This is a genomic window from Streptoverticillium olivoreticuli subsp. olivoreticuli, assembly GCF_003391135.1.
GTDB lineage: Bacteria > Actinomycetota > Actinomycetes > Streptomycetales > Streptomycetaceae > Streptomyces > Streptomyces blastmyceticus.
Genome location: NZ_CP031455.1, coordinates 4,986,200 through 5,011,595 on the forward strand (window position 1 = coordinate 4,986,200; position 25,396 = coordinate 5,011,595).

Consider the following 25,396-nt stretch of genomic DNA (forward strand, 5'->3'; position numbering starts at 1 on the left):
GCCCGTTGCCGCCTGCGGCGGAGCCGCACATCGGATGCAGCCGGGAAGGGGCGGGGCCGGGGAAAAAACCACCGCCCCCAGCACCGGCTACGCGTCGGCCGGAACCACTCCGAGCCGCCCGGCCTGGTAGTCGTCGAACGCCTGCGCCAGCTCGGCGTGGGTGTTCATGACGAACGGCCCGTAGTGCATCATCGGCTCCCGGATCGGCTGTCCACCGAGCAGCACGACCTCGAAGTTCGCGCTGCGGGAGTCCTGCGCCTCGTCGGCCCGGATCGTGATCGACTCGCCGTTGCCGAAGACCACGGTCTGCCCCATCCGGAACGGCCGCTTCTCCGCACCCGCGGTGCCTCGGCCGGCGAGACCGTACGCGAGGGCGTTGAAGTCGGGGCGCCACGGCAGGGTGAGTTCGGCACCGGGGTTCACCGACACGTGCATCATCGTGATCGGGGTGTGCGTGGCGCCGGGGCCGTCATGGCCCGCGATGTCTCCGGCGATCAGCCGCAGCAGCGCTCCGCCGTCCTCCGAGGCGAGCAGCTTCACGCTGCCACCTCTGATGTCCTGGTACTTCGGCGAGATCATCTTGTCCCGCTTCGGCAGGTTCACCCACAGCTGCAGACCGTGGAAGAGACCGCCGCTCATGACCAGCGACTCCGGCGGAGTCTCGATGTGCAGCAGACCCGAGCCCGCCGTCATCCACTGGGTGTCGCCATCGCTGATGACTCCGCCACCACCGTGCGAGTCCTGGTGCACGAAGGTGCCGTCCATGATGTACGTGACGGTCTCGAAGCCCCGGTGCGGGTGCCACGGAGTCCCTTTCGGCTCCCCGGCCTGATACTCCACCTCGCCCATCTGGTCCATCATGATGAACGGGTCGAGGTACTTGTAGTTGATCCCCGCGAACGCCCTGCGGACGGGGAATCCCTCGCCCTCGAAGCCCGACGGCGCGGTCGCGACGTGCAGCACCGGCCGCTGACGCGCGTCCACCGGTGCGGTGACGCGCGGCAGGGTCAGCGGGTTCTCAACGGTCACAGCCGGCATGACAGCCTCCTCGGTTGTTCTGCTTACAAGTTAGTTGAAGAATGAACAACCTGCAAGGGTCACGGCATTCCCGGGCGCCGACCATGGACACTGGATCAATGCGCCTGAACGTCCGCGGACCCGGCCCGGCCGCCCTCTCCGCCCTGATCGCCACCGTCCTGGCCCTGGGCGCCATCGCGCTGATGGTGGCCAAGCACGGGGTCGCCACGGGCACGCCCGTGGCAGAGGGCGACGCCTCGGGGCACTACGCACAGCCGGAGGCGGAGGGCGACGCGGCATCGAAGGCGCTGCTGGCGGCGGTGCGCACGGGCGTGCCCGCTGCCCCCGCGCCCCCGGACGCCCGGGCCGCGCTCTCGGCCCGTACGGACCCGCTGCCCGCCTCGGAGCCGCTGGAGGCGTCCGCGATCAAGCCCTCGCCCGCGGTGGGACCGCTGTTCTACACGGGCCAGGGCGCACCGGGCCACGGCTGCACCGCGAGCGTCGTGCACAGCCCCAGGGGCGATCTCGTCCTCACCGCCGCGCACTGCGTCCACCAGGACGGCTTCCGTACGGACATCGCGTTCGCCCCGGGCTACAAGGACGGCGAGGCGCCGTACGGGGTGTGGGTGCCGACCTCCGTCGACATCGACCCGGAGTGGGCCGCGGACCGCGACCCCGACCACGACGTGGCCTTCCTGCGGGTCCGCAGGGTCGGCGACAGCACGCCGATCGAGCGCGTCACCGGCGCGGAGAAGCTCGGCCTCAAGCCCGCCGTGCGCCGGGCGGTGCGACTGATCGGCTACCCGGCCGACCGGGACACCCCCGTGGCCTGCCAGAACGCGACCGACAGCCACAGCCCCACGCAGCTCCGCTTCGACTGCCGGGGGCTGACGAACGGCACGAGCGGCGGGCCGATGCTCACCGACGTCGACCCGGCGACGGGTCTGGGGACGGTCAACGGCGTCGTGGGCGGCTACCAGGAGGGCGGCGACGACGAGACGTCGTACAGCGCGTACTTCGGCGACAACGTGGCAGCGCTCTACAAGCGCGCGACGGCCTGACTAAACCGTCAGCCACCTGCGAAGCAATGGCGTCTAGCCATACATCCGGCGCATCGCGAAGTCGACCATCTGCTCGACCGCCTTCGCGTCGAAGACCATGCGATGGTCGCCCTCCATGTCGAGAACGAAGCCGTAGCCGGTCGGGAGGAGGTCTATGACCTCGGCACCCGTGATCACGAAGTACTTCGACTCCTTGCCCGCGTACCGCCGCAGCTCCTTGAGCGAGGTGAACATCGGGATCACCGGCTGCTGGGTGTTGTGCAGGGCGAGGAAGCCGGGGTTGTCGCCGCGCGGGCAGTAGACCTTCGAGCTCGAGAAGACGACCTGGAAGTCCTCCGCGGACATCGACCCCGTGGTGAAGGCCCGGACCGCGTCGGCGAGCGACGGCGGGGACGGCTCGGGGTAGAGCGGCTGCTCGCCATAGCCCCCTGGCTGCTGCGGCGGTGCGTAGCCCTGCGTTCCCGCGTTCTGGTCGTAGCCGTACATGAGCCAAAGCGTACTCAGTGAACCTCCCCGGCCAGAAGGCCGGAGCTTCCGTCTTCACATGTGCCCATCGGCAGTACGGGCGACCGCCCGGCCGGCACCCTGCGAGGTGGCGGCACCGCCTTCGTGACCCATGGCGTCCCCGGAACGGGGAACGACAGCAACACACACGCCAACAGGCAGGTCAGCGCGGGTGGCCCGGTTCTGGGCGCTACTACGTGCTTCGCGACTGCGCCCCGCACCGGCGCGATGCCGCGCACGCTGATGGAAGCCATGCCGTTCCCGCTGGTCGGCAGACCACCCGGGTTGGGCCCGTAGATACTTCACCCGAATCACCGTCTCGGGTGGGACCAGGACGTACGTCCCGTCATTGACGGCCAGGGTGTGGATGTTCACCCCGCCCACCCCATCTTGCACTCCTGCGCGCACGACCCCCGCCAAGGCGCTCGCGCAGCTCCCCGATTGAGACTGGTCACAGTTGGCCGATCAGGGGTTGCGCCTTATTACTCGTGGGTAGCATCATGGAAATTACTGCCCGGTACGTATTTTGAGGTCTACCTCCCACCCTTACGGAGCCGTTGTCATGGGCCACTACAAGTCGAATCTCCGCGACATCGAGTTCAACCTCTTCGAGGTGCTCGGCCGCGACAAGCTGTACGGCTCCGGACCGTTCGCGGAGATGGACATCGAGACCGCCAAGGACATCCTCTCGGAGATCACGCGCCTCTCCGAGAACGAGCTGGCCGAGTCCTACGCCGACACCGACCGCAACCCGCCGGTGTTCGACCCCGAGACCAACACCGCCCCGGTTCCGGACACCTTCAAGAAGAGCTACCAGGCGTACATGGACGCCGAGTGGTGGCGGCTGGGCATCCCGGAGGAGATCGGCGGCACGACCGCGCCGCGCTCGCTCCTGTGGGGCTTCGCGGAGACGATCCTCGGCTCGAACCCGGCCGTGTGGATGTACTCCTCCGGCCCCGCCTTCGCGGGCGTGCTGTTCGAGGAGGGCACCGAGCAGCAGAAGCACATCGCGAAGATCGCGGTGGAGAAGCAGTGGGGCTCCACCATGGTGCTGACCGAGCCGGACGCCGGTTCGGACGTGGGCGCCGGCCGCACCAAGGCGATCAAGCAGGAGGACGGCTCCTGGCACATCGAGGGCGTGAAGCGCTTCATCACCTCCGGTGAGCACGACATGGCGGACAACATCCTCCACTACGTCCTCGCCCGCCCCGAGGGCCACGGCCCGGGCACCAAGGGCCTGTCGCTCTTCCTCGTCCCGAAGTACGAGTTCGACTTCGAGACCGGCGAGCTGGGCGAGCGCAACGGCGTCTACGCGACCAACGTCGAGCACAAGATGGGCCTCAAGGCGTCCAACACCTGCGAGATGACCTTCGGCGACAAGCACCCCGCCAAGGGCTGGCTCATCGGCGAGAAGCACGACGGCATCCGCCAGATGTTCATGATCATCGAGTTCGCCCGGATGATGGTCGGCACGAAGGCCATCGCCACCCTCTCCACCGGCTACCTCAACGCGCTGGAGTACGCCAAGGAGCGCGTGCAGGGCCCGGACCTGGCCAACTTCATGGACAAGACCGCGCCCAAGGTCACCATCACCCACCACCCCGACGTGCGCCGCTCCCTGATGACGCAGAAGGCGTACGCGGAGGGCATGCGCGCCCTCGTCCTGCACACCGCCGCCGTCCAGGACGACATCCTGGTCAAGGAGCACGCGGGCGAGGACACCAAGGCGCTGCACGGCCTCAACGACCTGCTCCTGCCGATCGTGAAGGGCTACGGCTCGGAGAAGTCCTACGAGCTGCTCGCCCAGTCGCTCCAGACCTTCGGCGGCTCCGGGTACCTCCAGGAGTACCCGATCGAGCAGTACATCCGTGACTCGAAGATCGACACGCTCTACGAGGGCACGACCGCCATCCAGGGCCAGGACTTCTTCTTCCGGAAGATCGTCCGCGACCAGGGCCAGTCCCTGAACACCCTGGCCGAGGAGATCAAGAAGTTCCTGGCCTCCGAGGCCGGCGGCGAGGACCTGGCCGTCGCGCGCGGCTCGCTGGCCAAGGCCGCGGTGGACCTGGAGGCGATCGTCGGCAAGATGATCACCGACCTCACCGCCACCGGCGAGGACGTCAAGAACATCTACAAGGTCGGCCTCAACACCACCCGCCTGCTGATGGCCTCCGGCGACGTCGTCGTCGGCTACCTGCTGCTGCGGGGCGCGGCCGTGGCCGCCGAGAAGCTCCCGACCGCCTCCTCCAAGGACAAGTCCTTCTACGAGGGCAAGATCGCGGCGGCGAAGTTCTTCGCCCACAACGTCCTGCCGGGCGTCTCCCTGGAGCGCGACCTGGCCGAGTCGATCGACAACTCCCTGATGGAGCTGGACGAGTCCGTCTTCTAAAGAATCCGTCTTCTGAAGAAGAGGGTCTCCTCATTAAGAGGGCCGCTGCCGGACCGTGAGGTTCCGGTGGCGCCGCCGTCACACATCGGCCACGGGCCCGCTCTCCCTCCCGGGAACAGCGGGCCCGTTGTCCTTATCCTGAGGCCATGAGCCCTGCGCACCGCTTCGACCGCGGCCACACCGACGACCTGATCTCCTTCCTCGCCGCCAGCCCCTCCCCGTACCACGCGGTGGCCAACACCGCCGCGCGACTGGAGAAGGCGGGCTTCCGCCAGATCGCGGAGACCGACGCGTGGGACGCGTCCGCCGGTGGCAAGTTCGTGCTGCGCGGCGGCGCGATCATCGCCTGGTACGTACCCGAAGGCGCGACAGCGGCGACCCCGTTCCGCATCGTCGGCGCGCACACCGACTCCCCGAACCTCCGCGTCAAGCCGCTGCCCGACACCGGCGCGCACGGCTGGCGCCAGGTCGCCGTCGAGCTCTACGGCGGCACGCTGCTCAACACCTGGCTCGACCGCGACCTCGGCCTCTCCGGCCGGGTGACGCTGCGCGACGGCAGCCACCACCTCGTCAACGTGGACCGCCCGCTGCTGCGCGTGCCGCAGCTCGCCATCCACCTCGACCGGGGCGTCAACGAGGGCCTCAAGCTCGACAAGCAGCGGCACATGACGCCCATTTGGGGCCTGGGCGAGCCGCGCGAGGGCGACCTCATCCGCTTCGTCGCCGAAGAGGCGGACCTGGTCGCCGAGGACATCACCGGCTGGGACCTGATGGTCCACAGCGTCGAGCCGCCCGCCTACCTCGGCCGCGACCGCGAACTGCTGGCCGCGCCGCGCCTGGACAACCTGCTGTCCGTGCACGCGGGCACGGCCGCGCTGGCCGCGGCGGCGGGCGACCACCTGCCGTACATCCCGGTCCTCGCCGCCTTCGACCACGAGGAGAACGGCAGCCAGTCCGACACCGGCGCCGACGGCCCGCTCCTGGGCACCGTGCTGGAGCGGTCCGTCTTCGCCCGCGGCGGTACGTACGAGGACAAGGCGCGCGCCTTCGCCGGGACCGTCTGCCTCTCCTCCGACACCGGCCACGCCGTGCACCCCAACTACGCCGAGCACCACGACCCGGGCCACCACCCGATGCCCAACGGCGGGCCGATCCTGAAGATCAACGTCAACCAGCGGTACGCGACCGACGGCAGCGGCCGGGCCGTCTTCGCCGCCGCCTGCGAGCGGGCCGGCGTGCCGTGGCAGCACTTCGTCTCCAACAACTCCATGCCCTGCGGCACCACCATCGGCCCCATCACCGCCGCCCGCCACGGCATCGCCACCGTCGACATCGGTGTCGCCTGCCTGTCCATGCACTCCGCGCGCGAGCTGTGCGGCTCGGACGACCCGCACCTGCTGGCCGCCGCGCTGACGGCCTTCCTGGAGGGCTGATTTGGAGTTCTCCCTGCTGGGCCCGGTCACTGCCGCCACCGCCGCCTCCGGTGAGCTCCCGCTGGGCCCCGCCAAACGGCGCAGCGTGCTCGCCATGCTGCTGTTGCAGCCCAACACGACGGTCTCCGTGGCGCAGTTGATCGACTCGGTCTGGGAGGACGCGCCACCCGCCCACGCCCGCACGGTCGTCCAGGGTCATGTCTCGCGGCTCCGGGCGACCCTGGCCGAGGCGGGCGCGGACGCGTACGGGGTGTCGCTGGCCACGCGCGGTTCGGCGTATCTGCTGCGGCTGCCGGAGCCGACCGTCGACACGTACCGCTTCGGCGAGCTCGTCTCCCGCGCGCGGCCCGAGGAGGCGCCGTCGGAGGCGGTGGGGCTGCTGCGCGAGGCGCTGGGCCTGTGGCGCGGCCCGGCGCTGACCGGCACGGTCCTCACGCCGCCCCTGGCCGCGGCCGCGCACGCCCTGGACGAGCGGCGGCTGACCGCCGTCGAGTCGCTCGCCCGCGCGTACGGCGCCCTGGGCGCCCACGACCGCGCGGCCGCCGCGCTGCTGCCGGAGGCCGTCGGCCATCCCCTGCGCGAGTCGCTCGTCGCCACGCTGATGCTCGCGCTGTACCGCGCGGGCCGTCGGTCCGAGGCGATCGAGTGGTTCCACCGCACGCGCCGCCTGCTCGCCGACGACCTGGGTGTGGACCCGGGCGAGGCGCTGCGCGCGGCGTACGCGCGCATGCTCGCGCCCGCGGCGGGTGACGGGGAGGCGCGCCGCGGGCAGTGGGCGGCCGGCGACACCTCCCGTGAGCAGCCGCGGACGGGCCCGTATCTGTGGGCCGCCCCGCAGCTGCTGCCCCGGCGGCCCGCGGGGTTCCTCGGCCGGGACCGCGAACTCGCCGAGCTGACGCGGCTCCTGGGCGGTCCCGGGGCCGCGCCCGTGCCCGCCGCCGGTGAGGTGGCGCTCGTCACCGGGCCGGCCGGGGTCGGCAAGAGCGCGTTCGCCGCGCACTGGGCGCACGCCCACGGGGACGCGTTCCCCGGCGGCCGGCTCTTCGCCGATCTGCGGGGGTTCAGCGGCAGCGAGGAGGCCCAGCCCTGCGAGGTGCTGCGGGAGTTCCTGCTGGCGCTCGGCACGCCGGGCGACCGCATCCCCGCCTCGCAGCAGGCCGCCTCCGCGCTCTACCGGTCGATCGTGGCCGGACGGCAGCTGCTCGTCGTCCTCGACAACGCGCGCAGCTCCGCCCAGGTGCGGCCGCTGCTGCCCGCCGGTGCGCAGTGCGCGACGATCGTCACCAGCCGCAGCAGGCTCGACGGCCTGGTGGCGACGGACTCGGCGCGGCCGCTGCGGCTGCGCTCGCTCGGCACGGCGGACGGGGTGGCCCTGCTGGGCACGGTCCTCGGCCCCGACCGGGTGGCCGAGGAACCCGACGCGGCCGCCGAACTGGTCGCGCTCTGCGACGGCCTGCCGCTGGCGCTGCGCGCGGCGGCCGCCCAGCTGACGGCCCGCCCGCGCTGGCGGCTGGCCCGGCTCGCCGCCGCGCTGCGGGACGAACGGCAGCGGCTGGCCCTGTTGTCGGCCGAGGACACGGGCGTGGCCGCGGCCCTGCGCGCGTCGGCGGCCCGGCTGTCCGAGGACGACGCCCGCCTCCTCAGCGCGCTGGGCACGGGCTTCACCCGCGTCGTGGACGCCTCCGCGGTCGCCGCGCTGGCGGGCGCGGACCCCGACGTGACGCGCTACGGCCTGGACCGGCTCGCGGAGATGCACCTGGTGGACGAGGAGGCGACGGGCCGGTACGTCATGAGCGACCTGGTCAAGCTCTTCGCGCAACGGCCCACGGCGCCGCCCGACTAGCCGGTCCCCGGGACAGGCCACACATTCGGGGCACTCAATGCCGAAACGTTAGCGGAGCGTTAGCCGTACGCCAATGCGCTGCGCAATGATCCATGGCGTACCGACCGGCCGACATCCCATCGGGGGATCCACCATGACTCGCACCCGCACCCTGCGCCTCGCCGCAGCCGCCCTGACCGCCGCGGCCGCCCTGACCCTCACCGGCTGCGGCAGCAGCGACGGTTCCGGCGCCAAGACCAGCGGGAAGGCCGACACCTCGGCGGCCGGCGAGCAGGAGCAGGGCCGGTCGGAGGACCCGGGCCAGTCGGACACGGCGCAGACGGCCTCGTCCGCGAAGGACGGCAAGGCGGACAAGAGCGTCTGCACGGCCGCGAACGTCAAGGTGGAGGCGAAGGCCGTCCAGTCGCCCGTCAACCACATGCTCCTGGTGGCCACCAACACCTCGAAGGCGCCCTGCCACGCCTACAACTTCCCCTTCGTCCGCTTCGACGCCGACCAGGCGACCGCGGGCGTGGTGGAGGACAGCCGCCCGCAGGCCGTCACCACGCTGGCGCCGGGCAAGTCCGCGTACGCGGCCGTCATCACCTCCGCCGCGGACGGCTCGGGCGGTGCCGGCCGCGACGCGAAGAAGCTGGCCGTCTCCTTCCAGGGCAAGGACGGGAACGGCAGCGTCGGCGACCAGGCGTCGGTGGCCCTGCCCGGGGGCAAGGTCCACGTCGACGACTCGGCGAGCGTGACGTACTGGCAGGCCGAGCAGAGCGCGGCGCTCAAGTGGTAGACGCCTGAGAGCGCCTCAGGCGTCCAGGCCGGCCAGCACCAACGGCAGCCTCTCGACACCGCCCGCCGTCACGCGTACGGGGACGCCCCAGTCCTGCTGGTGCATATGGCACGCCGGGTACTCGTTGGCCGGGTCGTCGTCGCACGACGCGGCCATCGCCGACACGTGCAGGACGCCTTCGGTCACGCCGTCCGCCAGGACGAGGTCGCGGCCGAGGTCCGTGCCCGTACCCGAGCCCTCCGCCAGGAGCTCCGGCGGGGTGGAGCCGACGATCAGGCGCGTCGACGGGCCGTAGCGGGTGTCGAGCTTCTGCCCGGCCGGGGCCTGGAAGACGACGTCGAGCCGCAGCCGCCCGGGGGCGATCTCCGTGGCGGCGCGCTGCGTGCGGTGGGCGACGGCCTCGACCCGTACGGCCTCCTCGGGCAGCCGCAGCCGCGTCAGGCGGTGCCGGGCGGATTCCACGACCACGATGTCGTCACCGTCGAGCACGGCGTCGGACGGCTCCCGCAGGTCGGTCGCGAGCGTCGTCACCAGGCCCGTGGCGGGGTCGTAGCGGCGCAGCGCGTGGTTGTAGGTGTCGCAGACGGCGACGGAGCCGTCGGGGAGGGCGGTCACGCCCAGGGGGTGCTGGAGGAGCGCCTGGGCGGCGTCGCCGTCGCGGTGCCCGAAGTCGAAGAGGCCGGTGCCGACGGCCGTACGGACGGCGAAGCCCGCACCGTCCCGCTCGATGCAGCGCACGGCGGAGGTCTCGGGGTCGGCCACCCACAGCCGGTCCTCGGTCGCGGCGAGCCCGGACGGCTGCGCGAACCACGCCTCGGCGGCCGGTCCGTCGACCAGGCCCTCGTTCGTCGTGCCGGCCGCGACCTCGACGGTGCCGGTCGCCGGGTCGTACGTCCACAGCTGGTGGACGCCCGCCATGGCGATCCAGACCCGGTCGGCGAAGAAGGCCACGTCCCAGGGCGAGGAGAGGTTCACCTCCAGCGCGGGTCCCGAGGTGGGCTGCCCCTGCATCCACTGCCTGCCCGTCCCGGCGACGGTCGTGATCGCGCCGGTCTCCGGGTCGTACGTCCGCAGCGCGTGGTTCACGGTGTCGGCGACGACGACCTTGCCGTCGGGCAGCAGCGCGAGGCCTTGCGGCTCGCTGAAGCTCTCGGGGCCGAAGCCGCGCTCGCCGGTGCCGACGCGGCGTACGACGGTCTCCGCGTCGGCCGCGAGCTCCACGAGCTGGTGGCGGGTGGAGTCGGAGACGAGGAAGGTGCCGGTGGGCAGCAGGATCGCCTTGCCGGGGAAGCGGAGGTCGGTGGCGACGGGCTCGGGCGCGACGTACGGGCCGTCGCCGCGGCGCAGGGTCCCCTTGGCCCCGTGCTCCGCCTCCAGCTCCTCGACCAGGGCCTGCAGGGCGTGCGCGTGCCCCTCGCCGGTGTGCTGGGCGACGACGTAGCCCTCCGGGTCGATGACGACGAGCGTGGGCCAGGCGCGCACGGCGTACTGCTTCCACGTCGCGAGCTCGGGGTCGTCGAGGACGGGGTGGTGCACCTCGTACCGCTCGACGGCGTCGACGACGGCCTGGTGCTCGGCCTCGTGCACGAACTTCGGCGAGTGCACGCCGATGATCACCACGGTGTCGCGGTGCTTCTCCTCGAGCTCGCGGAGCTCGTCGAGGACGTGCAGGCAGTTCACACAGCAGAACGTCCAAAAGTCGAGAATGATGATGCGTCCTCGCAGGTCAGCGAGGCTCAGATCGGTTCCGCCGGTATTCAGCCAGCCGCCCTTGCCGATGAGTTCGGGGGCTCGGACTCGTGCACGTGTCGCCATGCGGGTGTTCAACGCGGCGTCCGGCGCGGCTATTCCGCCCCGCGTGCGGTCCCTGTTCGGGAAGTGGCTGGTTGCCGCGCTTTTCTCTGCACAGGGCAGCCGGAACACCTAGAGTTGGCGTGCCCGGAGGCAGACTCCAGGAAGGGCCGGGGAGCCGCACGACGAATACGACGACTCCCCGGGTTTCGCGATGAGACCCCAGTCAGGATCCGCTGCCGTCTCTGACCAGCTCGAGGACCAGTCGAGCCACATTGGTCAGGAACGAACAGACAGCGATGAAGACCCCGGCTGGGGTCTTCCGCCATCCGGATGGCCGGCCAGCAGCCATGTGTGTCACCTCCGCGCGTGGTTGCGATGGACGTGCGCGCACCGGTGGACAGCACATGTTCACGGACCATGCCGGCTCCGCGCTGGAACCCTACGCAGCGAGCCGTGGCGCAAACGCGGCATCCAAGAGTTCGCCAGGGAGCGCCAGGGGGCGCCAGCTCAAAACCATGCTCGCGACCAGGGCAGACTGTTTTTTTGGAGCAACTGAAGCCTGGAATGAGGTCTTCTGGAGAACCCCAAGCCTGGATTGGAGGACGTCCGTGCCCGCCCGGAAGAAATACTCGGCCGAATTGCAGCAGCACGCGGTGCGCATGGTGCACGACGAGCGCAGGCGCAACGGCACGTCGTACGGTTCGGTCTCGAAGGTCGCCGAAGAGCTCGGTGTCGGCCGCGAGACCCTCCGGGGATGGATGCGCCAGGCGGAGATCGACTCCGGCGTACGGCCGGGGCGGTCGACCGAGGACGCGCGGCGCATCGCCGAACTGGAGAAGGAACTGGCCGAGCTGAAGCGCGCCAACAGGATCCTCCTGGAGGCGGGGGGTTTTATCGCGCGGGAGCTCGGCCCGCGCTCCGATCGCTGATCGAATTCGTCGACGACCGTCATCGGGAATTCGGGGTCGAGCCGATCTGCAGAACGCTGGGGATCGCCCCGTCCACCTACTACGCGCACAGGGCCCGGCGGACGCCGCGGACGGCCTCCCGCGCCTGCCGGGTGCCCGCGGGCGGTCGCGGCGCCGCGACCGTGCGGACCCTGGCGGTCGACTATCTGCTCCTCAGCACACCGAGGTCCGGCAGCCCTTCCGAGACGATCTACATGATCTTCGTGGTCGACCTGTCCTCCTGTGCCGTGCTCGCCTGGTGCGTCAAGAACGACGTGCGGACCGAGTTCGTCCTCGGCGTGCTGGAGTCGGCGCTGGCCTCCCCCGCCGGGCACCGGCCCGGCGCCGGGCCCCCGCCACAGGCGGCGTTCCGCTGCACACGGCGGCTCCAGGACACCGGCGCGGCACGGGCGGTGGCCCTGGCCGGGGATCTCGAACTGGAACGCGCCGTGCACGCGCACCGCAGCGAGTACCGGGCTTTTCTACGGGCGCAGCAAGACGTCCTGTACACGGTGGACGGGATCGCCGCGAAGACGTGGGCGTGGAGCTGGCAGCACAACGACTCGCTCGCCAGGGGGGCTACTTGACGCCCAGCACCCTGTCCTTCAGCGCCGGGAAGATCTCCCTCGTCCTCGCGACCTTCGTCATGTCCAGGTCCGCGTTGAGGATCTCCTCGCCCGCGCCGGCCTGGGCCACCGTCTCGCCCCAGGGGTCGACGATCAGGCTGTGGCCCGCCTGGGGGACGTTCGCGTGGGTGCCCGCCGTGCCGCAGGCCAGGACGTACGCCTGGTTCTCCACCGCCCGGGCGCGGGCCAGCAGCGTCCAGTGGCCGCGGCGGCGCTCCGGCCAGCCGGCCGGGATGACGAGGGTCTGGGCGCCGGCGTCGACCAGGGCGCGGAAGAGCTCGGGGAAGCGCAGGTCGTAGCAGGTGGCCAGGCCCAGCGTGGTGTCCGGGAGGGGAACGGTCACGATCTCCGTGCCCGCCCCCATCAGGACCGCCTCGCCCTGGTCGAAGCCGAAGCGGTGGATCTTGCGGTAGGTGCGGACCAGCTCGCCCGCGGGGGAGAAGACCAGGGAGGTGTTGAAGACGGTGCCGGACGGCGTGAGTTCGGCGATCGAACCCGCGTGCAGCCAGACACGCGCATCGCGCGCGGCTTCGGCCATCGCCTCGGCGGTGGGCCCGTCCAGCGCCTCGGCGCCGGTGGCGAAGGACTCGTAGGCGAAGGCCCCGACATGCCACAGTTCGGGCAGCACCACGAGGTCACTGCCCCGCTGTTCGCGTACGAGCCGCGCCACGCGGGAGCGCCGCGCGGCGGTCGGCTCGGCGTCGCCGACATCCGTCTGGATCAAGGAGACGCGCACGGTACCACCAATCTCAGCGTCCGAAACCACTGCCAGCCTGCCCCCGCGAAGCGTAACTTAACTGCTGAACACCCAGACAGCACTTGCCCCGCAGCCGACGTACGTACGAGCAGCCAATCCGCGCACGCACCGCCCGAGGGATTCCGTGACCGTCCACCCCAGTCTTCAGCCCGTCATCGATGCCTGGACCCAGTCCGTCGAAGCGATCCACGAGTTGGTGAAACCGCTTCCCGAGAGCGACTGGAACAGGCCCACCGAGTGCCCCGGGTGGTCGGTCCGCGATGTGGTCTCCCATGTCATCGGTGTCGAAACCGAATTCCTGGGCGAACCGCGGCCGATCCACACGCTGCCGCGCGATCTCTACCACGTCACCGACGAGTTCTCGCGCTACATCGAGGTGCAGGTGGATGTGCGGCGCTGTCACACCGCCCTGGAGATGACCTCCGAGCTGGATCTCGTCATCCTGCGGCGCTGCCGTCAGCTGCGCAACGAGAACCGCGGCCCGCAGACGCCGATCCGCTGGCCGCTGGGTTCGGGCAACGACCAGCCGCTCGAACGGGCGCTGACCGTACGGGCCTTCGACGTGTGGACGCACGAGCAGGACCTGCGGCGCGCGCTGCGGATGCCCGGCAACCTCGACTCCCCCGCCGCGGCCCTCACCCGTGACTTCCTGCTCGCCGCGCTGCCGAAGGTCGTCGCCAAGGACGCCGCCGCCCCGCCGGGCTCCGCGGTGGTCTTCGACGTGCACGGTCCGCTGGAGTTCCTGCGGACCGTGCGGGTCGACGCCCAGGGCCGGGGGAAGATCGACAGCAGTGTGTCGCTCGGCCCGACGGTGACGCTGGGCATGGACTGGGAGACGTACGCGCGGCTGGCGTGCGGGCGGGTGCGGCCGGACGCGGTCGCGGATCAGATCAAGGTGGAGGGCGAGCCGCGGCTGGCACGGACGATCCTGCGGGAGTTCGCCATCACCCCGTGACCCGGGCGCGGGTCACACCGGCACGTGCACCGTCTCCACCCTGGACGCCACGATCCGCTCCTCCTCGCGGCGTTGGGCGCGCGTCCGCAGGCGCAGGATCTGGGAGAGCCCCAGCGCCTGGAGGACGAACACCGAGCAGAAGGCGGCGCGGTAGTTCTGGCCGGTCGCGTCCAGCAGGAGGCCGACGGCCAGCAGGGTGGTGATCGACGCGACGAAGCCGCCCATGTTGACGATGCCGGACGCCGTGCCCTGGCGCTCGGGCGGGTTCGCCGGGCGGGCGAAGTCGAAGCCGATCATCGAGGCGGGGCCGCAGGCGCCGAGGACGACGCACTCCACGACCAGCAGCCACATGGGCGCGTGGGCCCCGGGCCAGGCGGCGACCGTCGCCCACAGCAGGGCCGTCGCCGCGACCGTGCCGAGCGCGAGCGGCAGCCGGGCGGCGTGGTGGCGGCCGATGATCTGGCCGTAGACCAGCCCCACGGCCATGTTGGAGAGCACGACCAGGGTGAGCAGCAGTCCGGCGGTGCCGCGGGAGAGGCCCTGCGCCTCGACCAGGAACGGCATGCCCCACAGCAGCAGGAACACCATCGCCGGGAACTGCGTGGTGAAGTGGACCCACATGCCCAGCCTGGTGCCGGGTTCGCGCCAGGCCCGCAGGATCTGCCGCCGTACGGATCCCTTGCCGGTGTGCGGGGCGACGACCGGTTCGTGGCCCTCGGGGTGGTCCTGGAGGAAGACCAGCAGCAGGACGAGGACGAGCACTCCGGCGGCGGCGCTGCCCGCGAAGGTCGGGGTCCAGCCGGCGCTGTGCAGCAGGCGGGCGAGGACGACGGTGGAGACGAGGTTGCCCGCCATCCCGAACAGCGCGGCGACCTGCGCGATCATCGGGCCGCGGCGGGCGGGGAACCAGCGGGCGCCGAGCCGCAGCACGCTGATGAACGTCATGGCGTCGCCGCAGCCGAGCAGGGCCCGGCTGGCGAGGGCCGTCCCGTAGGAGTGGGAGAGCGCGAAGGCGAGCTGTCCGGCGGTGAAGAGGACGACGCCGAGGCCGAGGACCTTCTTGGTGCCCAGCCGGTCGACCATCAGGCCGACGGGTATCTGCATGCCCGCGTAGACGAGCAGTTGGAGTATGGAGAAGGTGGAGAGCGCGGAGGCGTTGATGTGGAAGCGCTCGGCGGCGTCGATCCCGGCCACGCCGAGGCTCGTGCGGAAGATGATCGCGACGAAGTAGACGCCGACGCCGAGGCCCCAGACGGCGACGGCCCGCCGGCCGCCGGGCGGGTCGCCGGGCAGCGCCGGGGGCGGCTGGCTCATCGGACGTCTCCCTGCGCGAGGTTGCGCACCCAGCTCACGTGCTGGTCGATGACGTCGACGGCGGCGGTGGCGTCCCCCGCGCGCAGGGCTTCGAGGATCTCGCCGTGCTCGGCGTGGTTCTTGGCGATGCGGTCGGGGTGGGCGTGCATGACGGCCACGCCCATCCGCAACTGCCGGTCGCGGAGCTGGTCGTAGAGGCGGGAGAGGATCTGGTTGCCCGCGCTGCGGACGATCTCGGCGTGGAAGGCGCGGTCGCTGACGGAGACGGCGGCCAGGTCGCCCGCGTCCGCCTGCCGCCGCATGTCGTCGAGGAGCTCCTCCAGGCGCTCGATGAGCTGCTCGGAGGCGGGGACGGCCTTGGCCGCGGCGTACTTCTCGACGAGCAGCCGGGTCTCGACGACGTCCGCGATCTCCTGCGCGGACACGGCGAGCACCAGCGCGCCCTTCTTCGGATAGAGCTTGATCAGCCCTTCGGCCTCCAGCCGCAGCAGCGCTTCCCGTACGGGTGTCCGGGACACTCCGACCGCCTCGGCCAGGTCTCCTTCGGTCAGCAGCGTCCCGCCTTCGTAGTGGCGGTGGAGTACGGCTTCTTTGATGTGGACGTAGACGCGGTCGGCGGCGGGGGGCTGCTTGGTGGGGAGGGAAAGGTCGGCGGCGGGAGCGGTCGGCATGCGCACAGCTTAGATACAACACGTATGCGTGAGGAGGGGGCGTCCGCGATCCGGACGACAAAGGTGTCTACGGACGTCCAGCCGTACGGCCGCGAGGCCGGGGCCGGGGCCGGACGAGTGCCGGGGCCGGGGCCGGACGTTGCCGGGGTCCGGACGCTGTCGGGGGGCTAGACGCCCGCCCAGCCCTCCAGCGGCGTGATGAAGACGAAGCGCAGATCCGGCCGTTGTATCGGCAGCAGCACATGCGTCGTCACACGGACCTCCGCGTGCTCGTGGTACGGCAGTCGCAGCCGGAAGACGTGCCCGTCCCGGTGCTCGACGACGTCGTGCTCCTCGGCCCAGATCCGTCGGCAGTCCGCGTCCGCGGCGAGGATGTCCTTGACCAGTCCCCGCAACTGCTCGTTCGAAGGATCGCTGTTCGCCGCGACCCGCAGCATCGCGAGGTAGATGCGCGCGCAGCTGTCCTCCCAGTCGAGCATCTGCTCGCGCGCCTCGGGGTCGAGCAGGGCCCACCGCATGAGATTCGCCCCGGGGCGCAGGACCCAGGGAAACCAGTCGCCCATGAGGGAATTCGTGGCGACGATATTCCAGGCGTCGTCGGAGAGATATGCGGGATACGAAACCTGTTGCTCCAGCAGCGCTTTGACGCCGTTGGGCAATTCGCGCTGGTCGCGGGAGAGTTCGGGCGGGCGGCGGCCGCAGACGGCGAGGAAGAGGGTCAGGGTCTCCGCGTCGCTCAGCCGCAGCGCCTGGGCCACGCGCAGCAGGAAGCTCTCCGAGAAGTCCTGGCGGCGCCCGGCCTCCAGCGCGCGGTACCACCCCTCGCTCACCCCGGTCAGCCTGGCCACATGCGCCTGGGAGAGGCGCTGGCCGGGGGGCGGGACCGTGCCGCGGAGCTCGCGGACGGTGCGGGCGTCGACGCGCGCCCGCCATGCCCGGAGGAGCCGGCTGATGGACTCGCCGTCCACCCGGTCGACGCCTTCCACTCGCCCTCCAAATCCGACACTGCAAGTGTTGGTCAATCTTAGGTAATTTGCCCAGCACGGGCTATTCCACCCCCTGCCAGGGTGGTGGCTCGAGGCCGCTCCGTATCAGGACAGAGGGCCCGGACGCTGCTCTCTCCTCACTGGAGGGGGGTGAGGAGAGAAGCGTCCGGGCCCTCTGTCTTCGATGGTTTTCTTTTCAACCTGTCTCTGCGGAGCGGCCGTTTTCCCTGGTTTCCCCGGTTTCCCCGGAAATCAGCCCCAGGTGATCAGGCGCTGCGGGTTCTCCAGCACGGCCGCGATGTCGGCGAGGACCTTCGAACCGAGCTCGCCGTCGACCAGGCGGTGGTCGAAGGACAGCGCGAGCGTCGTCACGTGGCGCGGCTTGACCTTGCCCTTGTGGACCCACGGCTGGAGCTTGACGGCGCCGAAGGCCAGGATCGCGGACTCGCCCGGGTTGAGGATGGGCGTGCCGGTGTCGATGCCGAAGACGCCGACGTTGGTGATGGTGACCGTGCCGCCGGACATGTCCGCCGGGCTGGTCCTCCCCTCGCGCGCGGTGGAGACGAGCTCGCTCAGGGCCGTCGACAGCTCGGGGAGGGTCTTCAGGCCCGCGTCCTTGATGTTCGGCACGATCAGGCCGCGCGGCGTGGCGGCCGCGATGCCCAGGTTCACATAGTCCTTGCGGACGATCTCCTGGTTGGCCTCGTCCCAGGACGCGTTGACGTCCGGGTTCCGCTTGATCGCCACGAGCAGCGCCTTGGCGACCAGCAGCAGCGGGTTGACCCGCAGCCCGGCCATCTCCGGGTCTTCCTTGAGCTTCTGCACGAGCTTCATCGTGCGGGTCACGTCGACGGTGACGAACTCCGTGACGTGCGGCGCGGTGAAGGCGCTCGCGACCATCGCCTGGGCGGTGGCCTTGCGGACGCCCTTGACGGGGATCCGCGTCTCGCGGCTCGCGTAGGCACCCTCGCCCGCGACCACGGTCACCGGCGCCGCCTCCGCCACGGCGCCGGTGGCGGTGACCGCCTGGGCGGGAGCCTTCAGCGCGTCCACGGCGGCACGCACGTCCTCGCGGGTCACCACGCCGTCCGTACCCGTGGGCACGACGGTGGCGAGGTCGATCCCGAGGTCCTTGGCGAGCTTGCGGACGGGCGGTTTGGCGAGCGGACGGGCGCCGCTGCCCGCCTCCTGGACGGCCGGAGCCTGAGCCGGAGCCGGGGCCACCACGGCCGCGTGCCCGTTCAGCTCGCCCTGTATCGCCGCGGACACCGGCTGGGCCGGGACGCCGGGCTGCGCCTTGCGCGCCCTGCGCTTGGTCGAGGACGGCGCGGCGCCGTAGCCGACCAGCACGGCCTGCCGGCCGGACGGCTCCGGTTCGGCGGCCGCGGCGGGCGCGACGTCCGCCGCCTGCTCCGCGACGGCGGCGGAAGCGGGCCCCGCCCCGGGGTCGGTGTCCACGGAAATGATCACCTGGCCGACGTCGACGGTCGTCCCCTCGCCGAAGCGCAGCTCGTGCACCACGCCGTCGAAGGGGATCGGCAGCTCGACGGCGGCCTTGGCGGTCTCCACCTCACAGACCACCTGGCCGTCGGAGACGGTGTCCCCGACGTTCACGTACCACTTGAGGATCTCGGCCTCGGTGAGCCCCTCGCCCACGTCGGGCATCTTGAACTCGCGGAAGCGCTGGTCGTTGGCGGTGCTTGCAGTCATGGTCACGACTCTCCTCGAACCCCTCAGTACGCCAGCGCGCGGTCGACGGCGTCGAGCACCCGGTCCAGTCCCGGAAGGTACTCGTCCTCCAGCCGGGACGGCGGGTACGGCGCGTGATATCCGCCGACCCGCAGCACCGGTGCCTCCAGGTGGTAGAAGCAACGCTCGGTGATCCGGGCTGCGATCTCCGCGCCCGTGCCCAGGAAGACCGGGGCCTCGTGGACGACGACCAGCCGGCGGGTCCGCTCGACGGACGCCTGGATCGAGTCGAAGTCGATCGGCGACATCGACCGGAGGTCCAGCACCTCCAGGGACCTGCCCTCTTCCGCGGCCGCCGAAGCGGCCTCCAGACAGGTCTTCACCATCGGGCCGTAGGCGGCGAGGGTGAGGTCCGTGCCGGGGCGGACGGTGCGCGCGGTGTGCAGCGGCCCGGGGATCGCCTCGGTGTCGACCTCGGACCGGTCGTGGTAGCGGCGCTTGGGCTCGAAGTAGATGACCGGGTCGTCGCTCTGGATGGCCTGCTGGAGCATCCAGTAGGCGTCCGAGGAGTTCGACGGGGAGACCACCTTCAGGCCCGCCACGTGCGCGAAGAGGGCCTCCGGCGACTCGCTGTGGTGCTCCACCGCGCCGATCGCACCGCCGTAGGGGATGCGGATGACGACCGGCAGCTTGATCTTGCCGAGCGCCCGGGCGTGCATCTTGGCGAGCTGGGTGACGATCTGGTCGTACGCGGGGAAGACGAAACCGTCGAACTGGATCTCCACGACCGGCCGGTAGCCGCGCAGGGCCAGACCGATCGCGGTGCCCACGATGCCGGACTCGGCGAGCGGGGTGTCGATGACCCGGTCCTCGCCGAAGTCCTTCTGCAGACCGTCGGTGACCCGGAAGACACCGCCGAGCTTGCCGACGTCCTCGCCCATGATCAGGACCTTGGGGTCGGTCTCCAGGGCGGTGCGCAGCGAGGCGTTGATCGCCTTGGAGATGGAGAGCTTCTCGACGGACATCAGTGGCTCTCCTCGGCGAACGAAGCCTGGTAGGCGGCGAACTGGGCGCGCTCCTCGTCGACCAGCGCGTGGCCGTCGGCGTAGATGTGCTCGAAGATCGCCATGTTGTCGGGGTCCGGCATGGTCCGGACGACGTCGCGCACCCGCTTGGCGAGCGCGTCGGACTCGGTCTCCAGGGCGGTGAAGAACGCCTCGTCGGCGAGGCCCCCGCGCTCCAGGTAGGTCCGCACCCGCAGGATCGGGTCCTTCGCCTCCCACAGCTCGCGCTCCTCGTCCCGGCGGTACTTCGTCGGGTCGTCGGAGGTGGTGTGGGCACCCATGCGGTACGTGAACGCCTCGACCAGCGTGGGCCCCTGGCCCGTGCGGGCGCGCTCCAGGGCGGCCTTGGTGACCGCCAGCACGGCGAGCACGTCGTTGCCGTCGACCCGCACGCCCGGGAAGCCGTAGCCCTGCGCGCGCTGGTAGAGCGGGACGCGGGTCTGCTTCTCGGTCGGCTCGGAGATGGCCCACTGGTTGTTCTGGCAGAAGAAGACGACCGGCGCGTTGTAGACGGCCGAGAAGGTGAACGCCTCCGCCACGTCGCCCTGGCTGGACGCGCCGTCGCCGAAGTAGGCGATCACGGCGGAGTCGGCGCCGTCCTTGGCCACCCCCATGGCGTAACCGGTCGCGTGCAGCGCCTGCGAGCCGATGACGATCGTGTAGAGGTGGAAGTTGTTCTCGTTGGGGTCCCAGCCGCCGTGGTTCACACCGCGGAACATGCCGAGCAGGTTGGTGGGGTCGACCCCGCGGCACCAGGCGACGCCGTGCTCGCGGTAGGTCGGGAAGACGTAGTCGTCCGGGCGGGTGGCCCGGCCGGAACCGATCTGCGCGGCCTCCTGGCCGAGCAGCGAGGCCCACAGGCCCAGTTCGCCCTGGCGCTGCAGGGTGGTCGCCTCGGCGTCGAACCGCCGGGTCAGCACCATGTCCCGGTACAGGCCGCGGAGTTCCTCGGGCGTCAGGTCGATGGAGTAGTCGGGGTGCTCGACCCGCTCGCCCTCCGGCGTCAGCAGCTGTACGAGCTCGGGCTCGCCGGCCCGCGCCGCGCCGCCCTTGGCTCCGGCGCGCTTGCTGCTGCCCCGGCGCGGCTTGCGCGCGGCAGTGCTGTCCACAGTCACGTGTGCTCCTCCGTCTGTCCGGCCCCCGGGGTCGCCGGTGGCCGGAGGGGGTCCCCCCGCCGTGAGGCAGGGGAATGCTCGCCCGGTTCCCGACGGCACACGGGGTGGGTGTGCCGAGGCCGGAACCGGGCGTGACAGGTGCCCCGGCCAAAGGCCTGCAATAAGCACGTTACCCAGAAGGCCGCATTCCTGCGAAACCCCGCCTGACCTGCAATTTTGCTTGGATTTCCAAGTAAATCGAGAAAGCGGGACAACGCTCCTGGTCACGTCCTTGTGAGCACAGCCCTGCGGGCTGCCGGAACGACCGCACGTTATCCCGGAGGACAAGAGCAGGGGAAGAGTTGGTGTGTGAGACTGTGACTGTGCCCGAACAACGAAAAATCACGGTATTTCTGCTCGACGACCACGAAGTGGTCCGCCGCGGGGTGCACGAGATGCTCTCCGTGGAGGAGGACATCGAGGTCGTGGGCGAGGCCGGTACGGCCGCGGACGCCTTGGTGCGCATTCCCGCGACGCGGCCCGACGTCGCCGTTCTGGACGTTCGCCTTCCGGATGGCAGCGGAGTGGAAGTCTGCCGGGAAATCCGTTCCCAGGATCAGAACATCAAATGCCTGATGCTCACCTCCTTCGCGGATGACGAGGCGCTCTTCGACGCCATCATGGCGGGCGCGTCCGGTTACGTACTGAAAGCGATCCGTGGCAATGAGCTGCTCTCGGCCGTACGGGACGTGGCGGCCGGGAAATCCCTGCTCGACCCGGTGGCGACCGCCCGGGTGCTGGAGCGGCTGCGCGACGGCAAGGACCCCAAGGGCGACGACCGGATGGCGAACCTGACCGACCAGGAGCGCCGCATCCTCGACCTGATCGGCGAGGGGATGACCAACCGCGCCATCGGCGAGCGGCTGCACCTCGCCGAGAAGACCATCAAGAACTACGTCTCCAGCCTGCTGTCCAAGCTGGGCATGGAGCGGCGCTCCCAGGCGGCCGCCTATGTGGCCCGCATGCAGGCCCAGAAGCGCTGAAACCGCCGTTTTCCCCGTTTCGGGACCAACGTCCCCCGGCACAGGGCCGGGTGCCCCTAGGGGCGGGTGACACCACCGGGCACAGTGGTGTCATGCTCACCGCGCCCACCGGGCCCCTCGACGGACACGACGAATACCGAGCGCTCGAACTGCTCGGCCGCATGCCCTACGGCAGGCTCTCCGTGAGCATGCGCGCGCTGCCCTTCGTCACCGTCGCCCGGCACATCGTGTCCGGCCGCTCGGTGATCCTGCGGATGCACGCCGGATTCGGCTACGCCCAGGCCTGCGACGGGAACGTCGTCGCGTACGGCGCCGACAATCTCAGCAATCGCCGCGAGGGCGACGAGGACGTCTGGACCGTGCAATTCGTGGGCACCGCACGGCTCTTCACGCCGTCGCCCGTCGATCTGGAACTCTTCGGCCGGCCCCCGCGCGCCGCGGACGACGCGCCCTTCATTCCCGAATACCTGTGCATCGAACCGCAGTTCATCACTCTGCATCACCTCGAAGGCGTCCCCGCGCGACAGGTCGCGCACTCCGCCTGATCTAACATTTGGAGCGTGCCGCGCTCACTTGTCTCCCCGCTCGCCGCCACCACCGTTCACAGCGGAACCGGCGGGGACGGCGGACTTCAGGCGCCGGGCAACGGCACGCTGCACGCCCTGCTGCGGCGGTACGGCAACACCGGTACGCCGCTGGCGTGCGTCCCCCTGACCGAGGGCCTGCTCAACCGCGGTTACCGCCTCACCGCCACGCGCGGGACCTTCTTCCTCAAGCACCACCTCGACGGCGACCACGCGGCCATCGCCCGCCAGCACAGCGTCACCCTGCGGCTGGCCGCGCTCGGCCTGCCCGTCGCCCCGCCGGTCGCCGACGCCGACGGCTCCACCGTGACCGTCCTGGACGGCCGCTGCTACGCCCTGCACCCCTGGGTCGAGGGCCGCCACCACGACGGCGGCGAACTGACCCGCACCCAGTCCCGCCGCCTGGGCACGCTCCTGGGCCAGGTGCACACCTGCCTGGCGAAGGTCTGCCCGCAAGAGCCCTCCGACGCCCCGGGCGGGCCCGAGAAGGGCCCTGGTGGGGCTTCTGCGGGCCCGGGGGGCCGGGGTGGGCTCCGGCGGCCCCAGCGCCCCTCCGGGGAGCCCGAGGGGGCCTGTCAGGACGCCTCGGCGGATCCGCAGGACACATACGCCCTCATCGAGGAGCTCCTCGCGCTCGTGCGGCGCAGTCCCCGCGACTCCTTCGACGAGCTCGCCGAGCACCGGCTCGTCGAGCGCCGCGCCCTGCTGGAGCGCCACGCGCACCGCCGGCCGGCCGCCGCGCCCGCCCGCGGGTGGGTGCACGGCGACTTCCACCCGCTCAACCTCCTCTACCGCGGCGGCGAGCCCGCGGCGATCATCGACTGGGACCGCCTGGGCGTCCAGCCCCGCGCCGAGGAGGCCGTACGGGCCGCAGTGATCTTCTTCCTGCGGCCCGACGGCACGCTGGACCTCGCGAAGATACGTCCCTACGCGCGCGCGTACCGGCGTGCTTCCGGCGCCGGTACGGCCGAACTGGCGGCCGCGGTGCACCGGGTGTGGTGGGAGCGGCTCAACGACTTCTGGATGCTGCGCTGGCGCTATCAGCTCGGCGACCACCGCGCCGACCCCGGCTTCCCCGCGTCGGCGGCGCTGGCCGTGTGGTGGACGCGGGCCTACGGCTCCGTGCGCGACGCCTTCACGGACTGAGCCCGCTCCCCCTGAGGGAAACGGGCTCGGTCGGTGTGCCGTGCGCTCAGCCGCCCAGGTTGCCCTGGACGGTGTTGCCGGTGGTCGTACCCGGCGGCGTCGGGTGCTCGGTCGGGGGCTTCCCGTCGTCCGTCGGCTTGGTCGTCGGGTCGACCGGCGGCGTCGGGTTGCCCGTGGGACCGGTCGTCGGGTCGGTCGTCGGGTTCTTCGTGCGGTGGTTCCGGGTCGGCTGGTCGGTCGGCTCGTCGTTCCCGCCGCCCGTCGAGTCGGAGGTCCGGTCGCGACCGCCGGTGGTGTCCCCGCCGGGCTGGGCGCCACGGGAGCTGTGCTGGCTGGGGGTCTCGCCACTGGAAGGCGTGCCGGGCGCGGACGGGCCGGTGGACGTCTTGTCGGTCTGCTTGGTGTCGTTGCTGGCGCCCGACTTGCTCTGATTCACCGCGTAGACCACGCCCACCGCGATCGCGATCACCGCGAGCACGGCGACCAGCACCATCTTGCCCCTGCCGCCGCCACCGTCGCCCCGGCCCCGGCCGCCGTGGCCGCCGTTGTAGCCGTCGAAGCCGCCGTCGTCGCCGTTGCGGGACGGGATGAGCGGCTGCTGCGAGGTGTCGCCGTGCAGCGGGTGCGGCATGGCGGTGGTGCCCGCCATGCCGGCGCCCATGCCGAGGGCCTGGGTGGCGGCGGTGGCGTGCGCGACCGGGCCGGTGTCCCAGGCGCCCGTGTGGGCACCCGCGTCGTGCAGCATCTGGAGCGCGTACTGCACCAGCCCGCGCATCTCCTCCGCGCTCTGGAACCGGTCGTCCGGGTCCTTCGCGAGGGAGCGCATGACCAGCCCGTCGAGCTCCGGCGGCACGCTGCCGAGGACCTGCGAGGGCGGTACGGGATTGTCCTGGACGTGCTGGTAGACCACCGACAGCGGGGTCTCACCGGTGAACGGCGGACGGAGTGCCAGCAGTTCGTACAGCAGGCAGCCGGTGGCGTAGAGGTCCGAGCGCGCGTCGACCGTCTTGCCGAGCGCCTGCTCGGGCGAGAGGTACTGCGGGGTGCCCATGACCATGCCGGTCTGCGTCATGGTGGACGCCGCGCCGTGCAGGGCACGGGCGATGCCGAAGTCCATGACCTTGACGGCGCCGTTGTTGGTGATGATCACGTTGGCGGGCTTGATGTCACGGTGCACGATGCCGTGCTGGTGGCTGTAGGCCAGCGCCTCCAGCACACCCGCGACGATGATCAGCGCCTGCTCCGGCGGCGGAGCCTCGGCGTTCAGCAACAGGTCGCGGATAGTGCGACCTTCAACCAACTCCATGACGATGTACGGCACGACGTTGCGGCCGACGACGTCCTCGCCGGAGTCGTAAACCGCGACCACCGCATGGTGGTTGAGCCCGGCCACGGACTGTGCCTCGCGGGTGAAGCGCGCCTTCGAGACCGGGTCCTCGGCGAGGTCGGCGCGGAGCAGCTTCACCGCGACCGTGCGGCCGAGTCTTACGTCCTCGGCGGCGAACACCTCTGCCATGCCACCGCGCCCGAGTCGGTGGGTGAGGCGGTAGCGGCCGTCGCCGACCAGCCCGCCGTTACCCCACATTTCAGGCACATCGGGCATACCGCCCCCGTTGGCGTCAGGGTCGGATGGACCCTGGGCGCTCTGCGTCTGTGCCATCAGTCCTCGCCGTCGTGTCTGGCCGCTGCGCGTGGGAGGCG

General features: G+C 71.1%; 22 protein-coding genes and 1 other annotated feature. Of the genes, 11 read left to right on the top strand and 11 right to left on the bottom strand.

The window, feature by feature from the left end; genetic code table 11:
- Positions 1 to 87: 87 nt before the first annotated feature.
- Positions 88 to 1,038 carry a pirin family protein gene (locus DXZ73_RS21840; protein WP_116212773.1) on the bottom strand — a complete coding sequence of 317 codons (951 nt, stop codon included), beginning with the start codon at positions 1,036 to 1,038 and terminating at the stop codon, positions 88 to 90.
- A 98-nt stretch (positions 1,039 to 1,136) separates the two neighbouring features.
- On the opposite strand from DXZ73_RS21840, the gene DXZ73_RS21845 reads away from it, so the two are divergent.
- Positions 1,137 to 2,078, top strand: a complete 942-nt coding sequence (locus tag DXZ73_RS21845) for a trypsin-like serine peptidase (RefSeq protein WP_240351435.1) — start codon at positions 1,137 to 1,139, stop codon at positions 2,076 to 2,078.
- A gap of 33 nt (positions 2,079 to 2,111) precedes the next feature.
- Here DXZ73_RS21845 and DXZ73_RS21850 read toward each other — a convergent pair whose 3' ends face one another.
- Positions 2,112 to 2,564 carry an SseB family protein gene (locus DXZ73_RS21850; RefSeq protein ID WP_116212775.1) on the bottom strand — a complete coding sequence of 151 codons (453 nt, stop codon included), beginning with the start codon at positions 2,562 to 2,564 and terminating at the stop codon, positions 2,112 to 2,114.
- 580 nt (positions 2,565 to 3,144) lie between these two features.
- Here DXZ73_RS21850 and DXZ73_RS21855 point away from each other — a divergent pair.
- The 4 genes from DXZ73_RS21855 to DXZ73_RS21870 all read left to right on the top strand — a co-directional run bounded on the left by DXZ73_RS21855 (position 3,145) and on the right by DXZ73_RS21870 (position 9,025).
- Positions 3,145 to 4,971, top strand: coding sequence for an acyl-CoA dehydrogenase (locus DXZ73_RS21855; protein WP_116212776.1), 1,827 nt, complete (start codon positions 3,145 to 3,147; stop codon positions 4,969 to 4,971).
- Between the two features lie 146 nt (positions 4,972 to 5,117).
- Positions 5,118 to 6,404 (top strand): M18 family aminopeptidase, encoded by a 1,287-nt coding sequence (locus DXZ73_RS21860; protein ID WP_116212777.1) that lies wholly within the window; start codon positions 5,118 to 5,120, stop codon positions 6,402 to 6,404.
- 1 nt (position 6,405) lies between these two features.
- Positions 6,406 to 8,247 carry an AfsR/SARP family transcriptional regulator gene (locus DXZ73_RS21865; protein ID WP_116212778.1) on the top strand — a complete coding sequence of 614 codons (1,842 nt, stop codon included), beginning with the start codon at positions 6,406 to 6,408 and terminating at the stop codon, positions 8,245 to 8,247.
- 133 nt (positions 8,248 to 8,380) lie between these two features.
- Complete coding sequence (locus DXZ73_RS21870; RefSeq protein ID WP_240351436.1) at positions 8,381 to 9,025, top strand: DUF4232 domain-containing protein; 645 nt, start codon at positions 8,381 to 8,383, stop codon at positions 9,023 to 9,025.
- 15 nt (positions 9,026 to 9,040) lie between these two features.
- Here DXZ73_RS21870 and DXZ73_RS21875 read toward each other — a convergent pair whose 3' ends face one another.
- Positions 9,041 to 10,840 (bottom strand): NHL domain-containing thioredoxin family protein, encoded by a 1,800-nt coding sequence (locus tag DXZ73_RS21875; RefSeq protein ID WP_116212780.1) that lies wholly within the window; start codon positions 10,838 to 10,840, stop codon positions 9,041 to 9,043.
- Positions 10,841 to 11,427: 587 nt separating this feature from the next.
- On the opposite strand from DXZ73_RS21875, the gene DXZ73_RS38265 reads away from it, so the two are divergent.
- Positions 11,428 to 11,748, top strand: a complete 321-nt coding sequence (locus DXZ73_RS38265) for a transposase (RefSeq protein ID WP_162890276.1) — start codon at positions 11,428 to 11,430, stop codon at positions 11,746 to 11,748.
- Positions 11,706 to 11,819 (top strand) — a sequence feature (AL1L pseudoknot). It overlaps the preceding gene by 43 nt.
- A 90-nt stretch (positions 11,820 to 11,909) precedes the next feature.
- Entirely contained in the window at positions 11,910 to 12,353 is a 444-nt protein-coding gene (locus DXZ73_RS21885) for a hypothetical protein (protein ID WP_162890280.1), read from the top strand.
- Here DXZ73_RS21885 and DXZ73_RS21890 read toward each other — a convergent pair.
- A complete protein-coding gene (locus tag DXZ73_RS21890) occupies positions 12,346 to 13,128 on the bottom strand; it encodes a carbon-nitrogen family hydrolase (protein WP_116212783.1) in 783 nt (260 codons plus the stop codon). The genes DXZ73_RS21885 and DXZ73_RS21890 overlap by 8 nt on opposite strands.
- A 145-nt stretch (positions 13,129 to 13,273) precedes the next feature.
- On the opposite strand from DXZ73_RS21890, the gene DXZ73_RS21895 reads away from it, so the two are divergent.
- Complete coding sequence (locus tag DXZ73_RS21895; protein ID WP_116212784.1) at positions 13,274 to 14,104, top strand: maleylpyruvate isomerase family mycothiol-dependent enzyme; 831 nt, start codon at positions 13,274 to 13,276, stop codon at positions 14,102 to 14,104.
- A 12-nt stretch (positions 14,105 to 14,116) separates the two neighbouring features.
- On the opposite strand, the gene DXZ73_RS21900 is transcribed toward DXZ73_RS21895, so the two are convergent.
- The 6 genes from DXZ73_RS21900 to pdhA form a co-directional block, all read right to left on the bottom strand.
- On the bottom strand, positions 14,117 to 15,418 hold the full coding sequence (locus DXZ73_RS21900; protein WP_116212785.1) for an MFS transporter: 1,302 nt from the start codon (positions 15,416 to 15,418) through the stop codon (positions 14,117 to 14,119).
- Positions 15,415 to 16,089, bottom strand: a complete 675-nt coding sequence (locus DXZ73_RS21905; RefSeq protein WP_116215763.1) for a GntR family transcriptional regulator — start codon at positions 16,087 to 16,089, stop codon at positions 15,415 to 15,417. The genes DXZ73_RS21900 and DXZ73_RS21905 overlap by 4 nt, the downstream gene beginning before the upstream one ends.
- A gap of 167 nt (positions 16,090 to 16,256) precedes the next feature.
- Positions 16,257 to 17,075 (bottom strand): helix-turn-helix transcriptional regulator, encoded by an 819-nt coding sequence (locus DXZ73_RS21910; protein ID WP_162890281.1) that lies wholly within the window; start codon positions 17,073 to 17,075, stop codon positions 16,257 to 16,259.
- A gap of 252 nt (positions 17,076 to 17,327) precedes the next feature.
- Positions 17,328 to 18,785 carry a dihydrolipoamide acetyltransferase family protein gene (locus DXZ73_RS21915; RefSeq protein WP_116212787.1) on the bottom strand — a complete coding sequence of 486 codons (1,458 nt, stop codon included), beginning with the start codon at positions 18,783 to 18,785 and terminating at the stop codon, positions 17,328 to 17,330.
- Between the two features lie 23 nt (positions 18,786 to 18,808).
- On the bottom strand, positions 18,809 to 19,789 hold the full coding sequence (locus tag DXZ73_RS21920) for an alpha-ketoacid dehydrogenase subunit beta (protein ID WP_116212788.1): 981 nt from the start codon (positions 19,787 to 19,789) through the stop codon (positions 18,809 to 18,811).
- Positions 19,789 to 20,943: a pyruvate dehydrogenase (acetyl-transferring) E1 component subunit alpha gene (pdhA, locus tag DXZ73_RS21925; RefSeq protein WP_116212789.1), complete on the bottom strand. Its 1,155-nt coding sequence runs from the start codon at positions 20,941 to 20,943 to the stop codon at positions 19,789 to 19,791. Before pdhA ends, DXZ73_RS21920 begins: the two co-directional genes overlap by 1 nt.
- A gap of 362 nt (positions 20,944 to 21,305) precedes the next feature.
- On the opposite strand from pdhA, the gene DXZ73_RS21930 reads away from it, so the two are divergent.
- The 3 genes from DXZ73_RS21930 (at position 21,306) to DXZ73_RS21940 (ending at position 23,695) form a co-directional block, all read left to right on the top strand.
- Positions 21,306 to 21,965, top strand: coding sequence for a response regulator (locus tag DXZ73_RS21930; RefSeq protein WP_116212790.1), 660 nt, complete (start codon positions 21,306 to 21,308; stop codon positions 21,963 to 21,965).
- Between the two features lie 92 nt (positions 21,966 to 22,057).
- Complete coding sequence (locus DXZ73_RS21935) at positions 22,058 to 22,510, top strand: pyridoxamine 5'-phosphate oxidase family protein (RefSeq protein WP_116212791.1); 453 nt, start codon at positions 22,058 to 22,060, stop codon at positions 22,508 to 22,510.
- A gap of 15 nt (positions 22,511 to 22,525) precedes the next feature.
- Positions 22,526 to 23,695 carry a phosphotransferase gene (locus DXZ73_RS21940; RefSeq protein ID WP_116212792.1) on the top strand — a complete coding sequence of 390 codons (1,170 nt, stop codon included), beginning with the start codon at positions 22,526 to 22,528 and terminating at the stop codon, positions 23,693 to 23,695.
- Positions 23,696 to 23,741: 46 nt separating this feature from the next.
- Here the strand turns inward: DXZ73_RS21940 and DXZ73_RS21945 are convergent, their stop codons facing one another.
- The gene (locus DXZ73_RS21945; protein ID WP_116212793.1) at positions 23,742 to 25,355 is read right to left on the bottom strand and encodes a protein kinase domain-containing protein; all 1,614 of its coding nucleotides are present in this window, start codon (positions 25,353 to 25,355) and stop codon (positions 23,742 to 23,744) included.
- Between the last annotated feature and the right edge of the window lie 41 nt (positions 25,356 to 25,396).

Bases quoted from the DNA above. Each gene is read 5' to 3' on its own strand.
- DXZ73_RS21915 (WP_116212787.1), bottom strand. From the start codon at position 18,785: ATGACTGCAAGCACCGCCAACGACCAGCGCTTCCGCGAGTTCAAGATG.
- DXZ73_RS21935 (WP_116212791.1), top strand. From the start codon at position 22,058: ATGCTCACCGCGCCCACCGGGCCCCTCGACGGACACGACGAATACCGA.
- DXZ73_RS21920 (WP_116212788.1), bottom strand. From the start codon at position 19,789: ATGTCCGTCGAGAAGCTCTCCATCTCCAAGGCGATCAACGCCTCGCTG.
- DXZ73_RS21855 (WP_116212776.1), top strand. From the start codon at position 3,145: ATGGGCCACTACAAGTCGAATCTCCGCGACATCGAGTTCAACCTCTTC.
- DXZ73_RS21870 (WP_240351436.1), top strand. From the start codon at position 8,381: ATGACTCGCACCCGCACCCTGCGCCTCGCCGCAGCCGCCCTGACCGCC.
- DXZ73_RS21845 (WP_240351435.1), top strand. From the start codon at position 1,137: ATGCGCCTGAACGTCCGCGGACCCGGCCCGGCCGCCCTCTCCGCCCTG.
- DXZ73_RS21875 (WP_116212780.1), bottom strand. From the start codon at position 10,840: ATGGCGACACGTGCACGAGTCCGAGCCCCCGAACTCATCGGCAAGGGC.
- DXZ73_RS21900 (WP_116212785.1), bottom strand. From the start codon at position 15,418: ATGAGCCAGCCGCCCCCGGCGCTGCCCGGCGACCCGCCCGGCGGCCGG.
- DXZ73_RS21945 (WP_116212793.1), bottom strand. From the start codon at position 25,355: ATGGCACAGACGCAGAGCGCCCAGGGTCCATCCGACCCTGACGCCAAC.
- DXZ73_RS21840 (WP_116212773.1), bottom strand. From the start codon at position 1,038: ATGCCGGCTGTGACCGTTGAGAACCCGCTGACCCTGCCGCGCGTCACC.
- DXZ73_RS21850 (WP_116212775.1), bottom strand. From the start codon at position 2,564: ATGTACGGCTACGACCAGAACGCGGGAACGCAGGGCTACGCACCGCCG.
- DXZ73_RS21860 (WP_116212777.1), top strand. From the start codon at position 5,118: ATGAGCCCTGCGCACCGCTTCGACCGCGGCCACACCGACGACCTGATC.
- DXZ73_RS21905 (WP_116215763.1), bottom strand. From the start codon at position 16,089: ATGCCGACCGCTCCCGCCGCCGACCTTTCCCTCCCCACCAAGCAGCCC.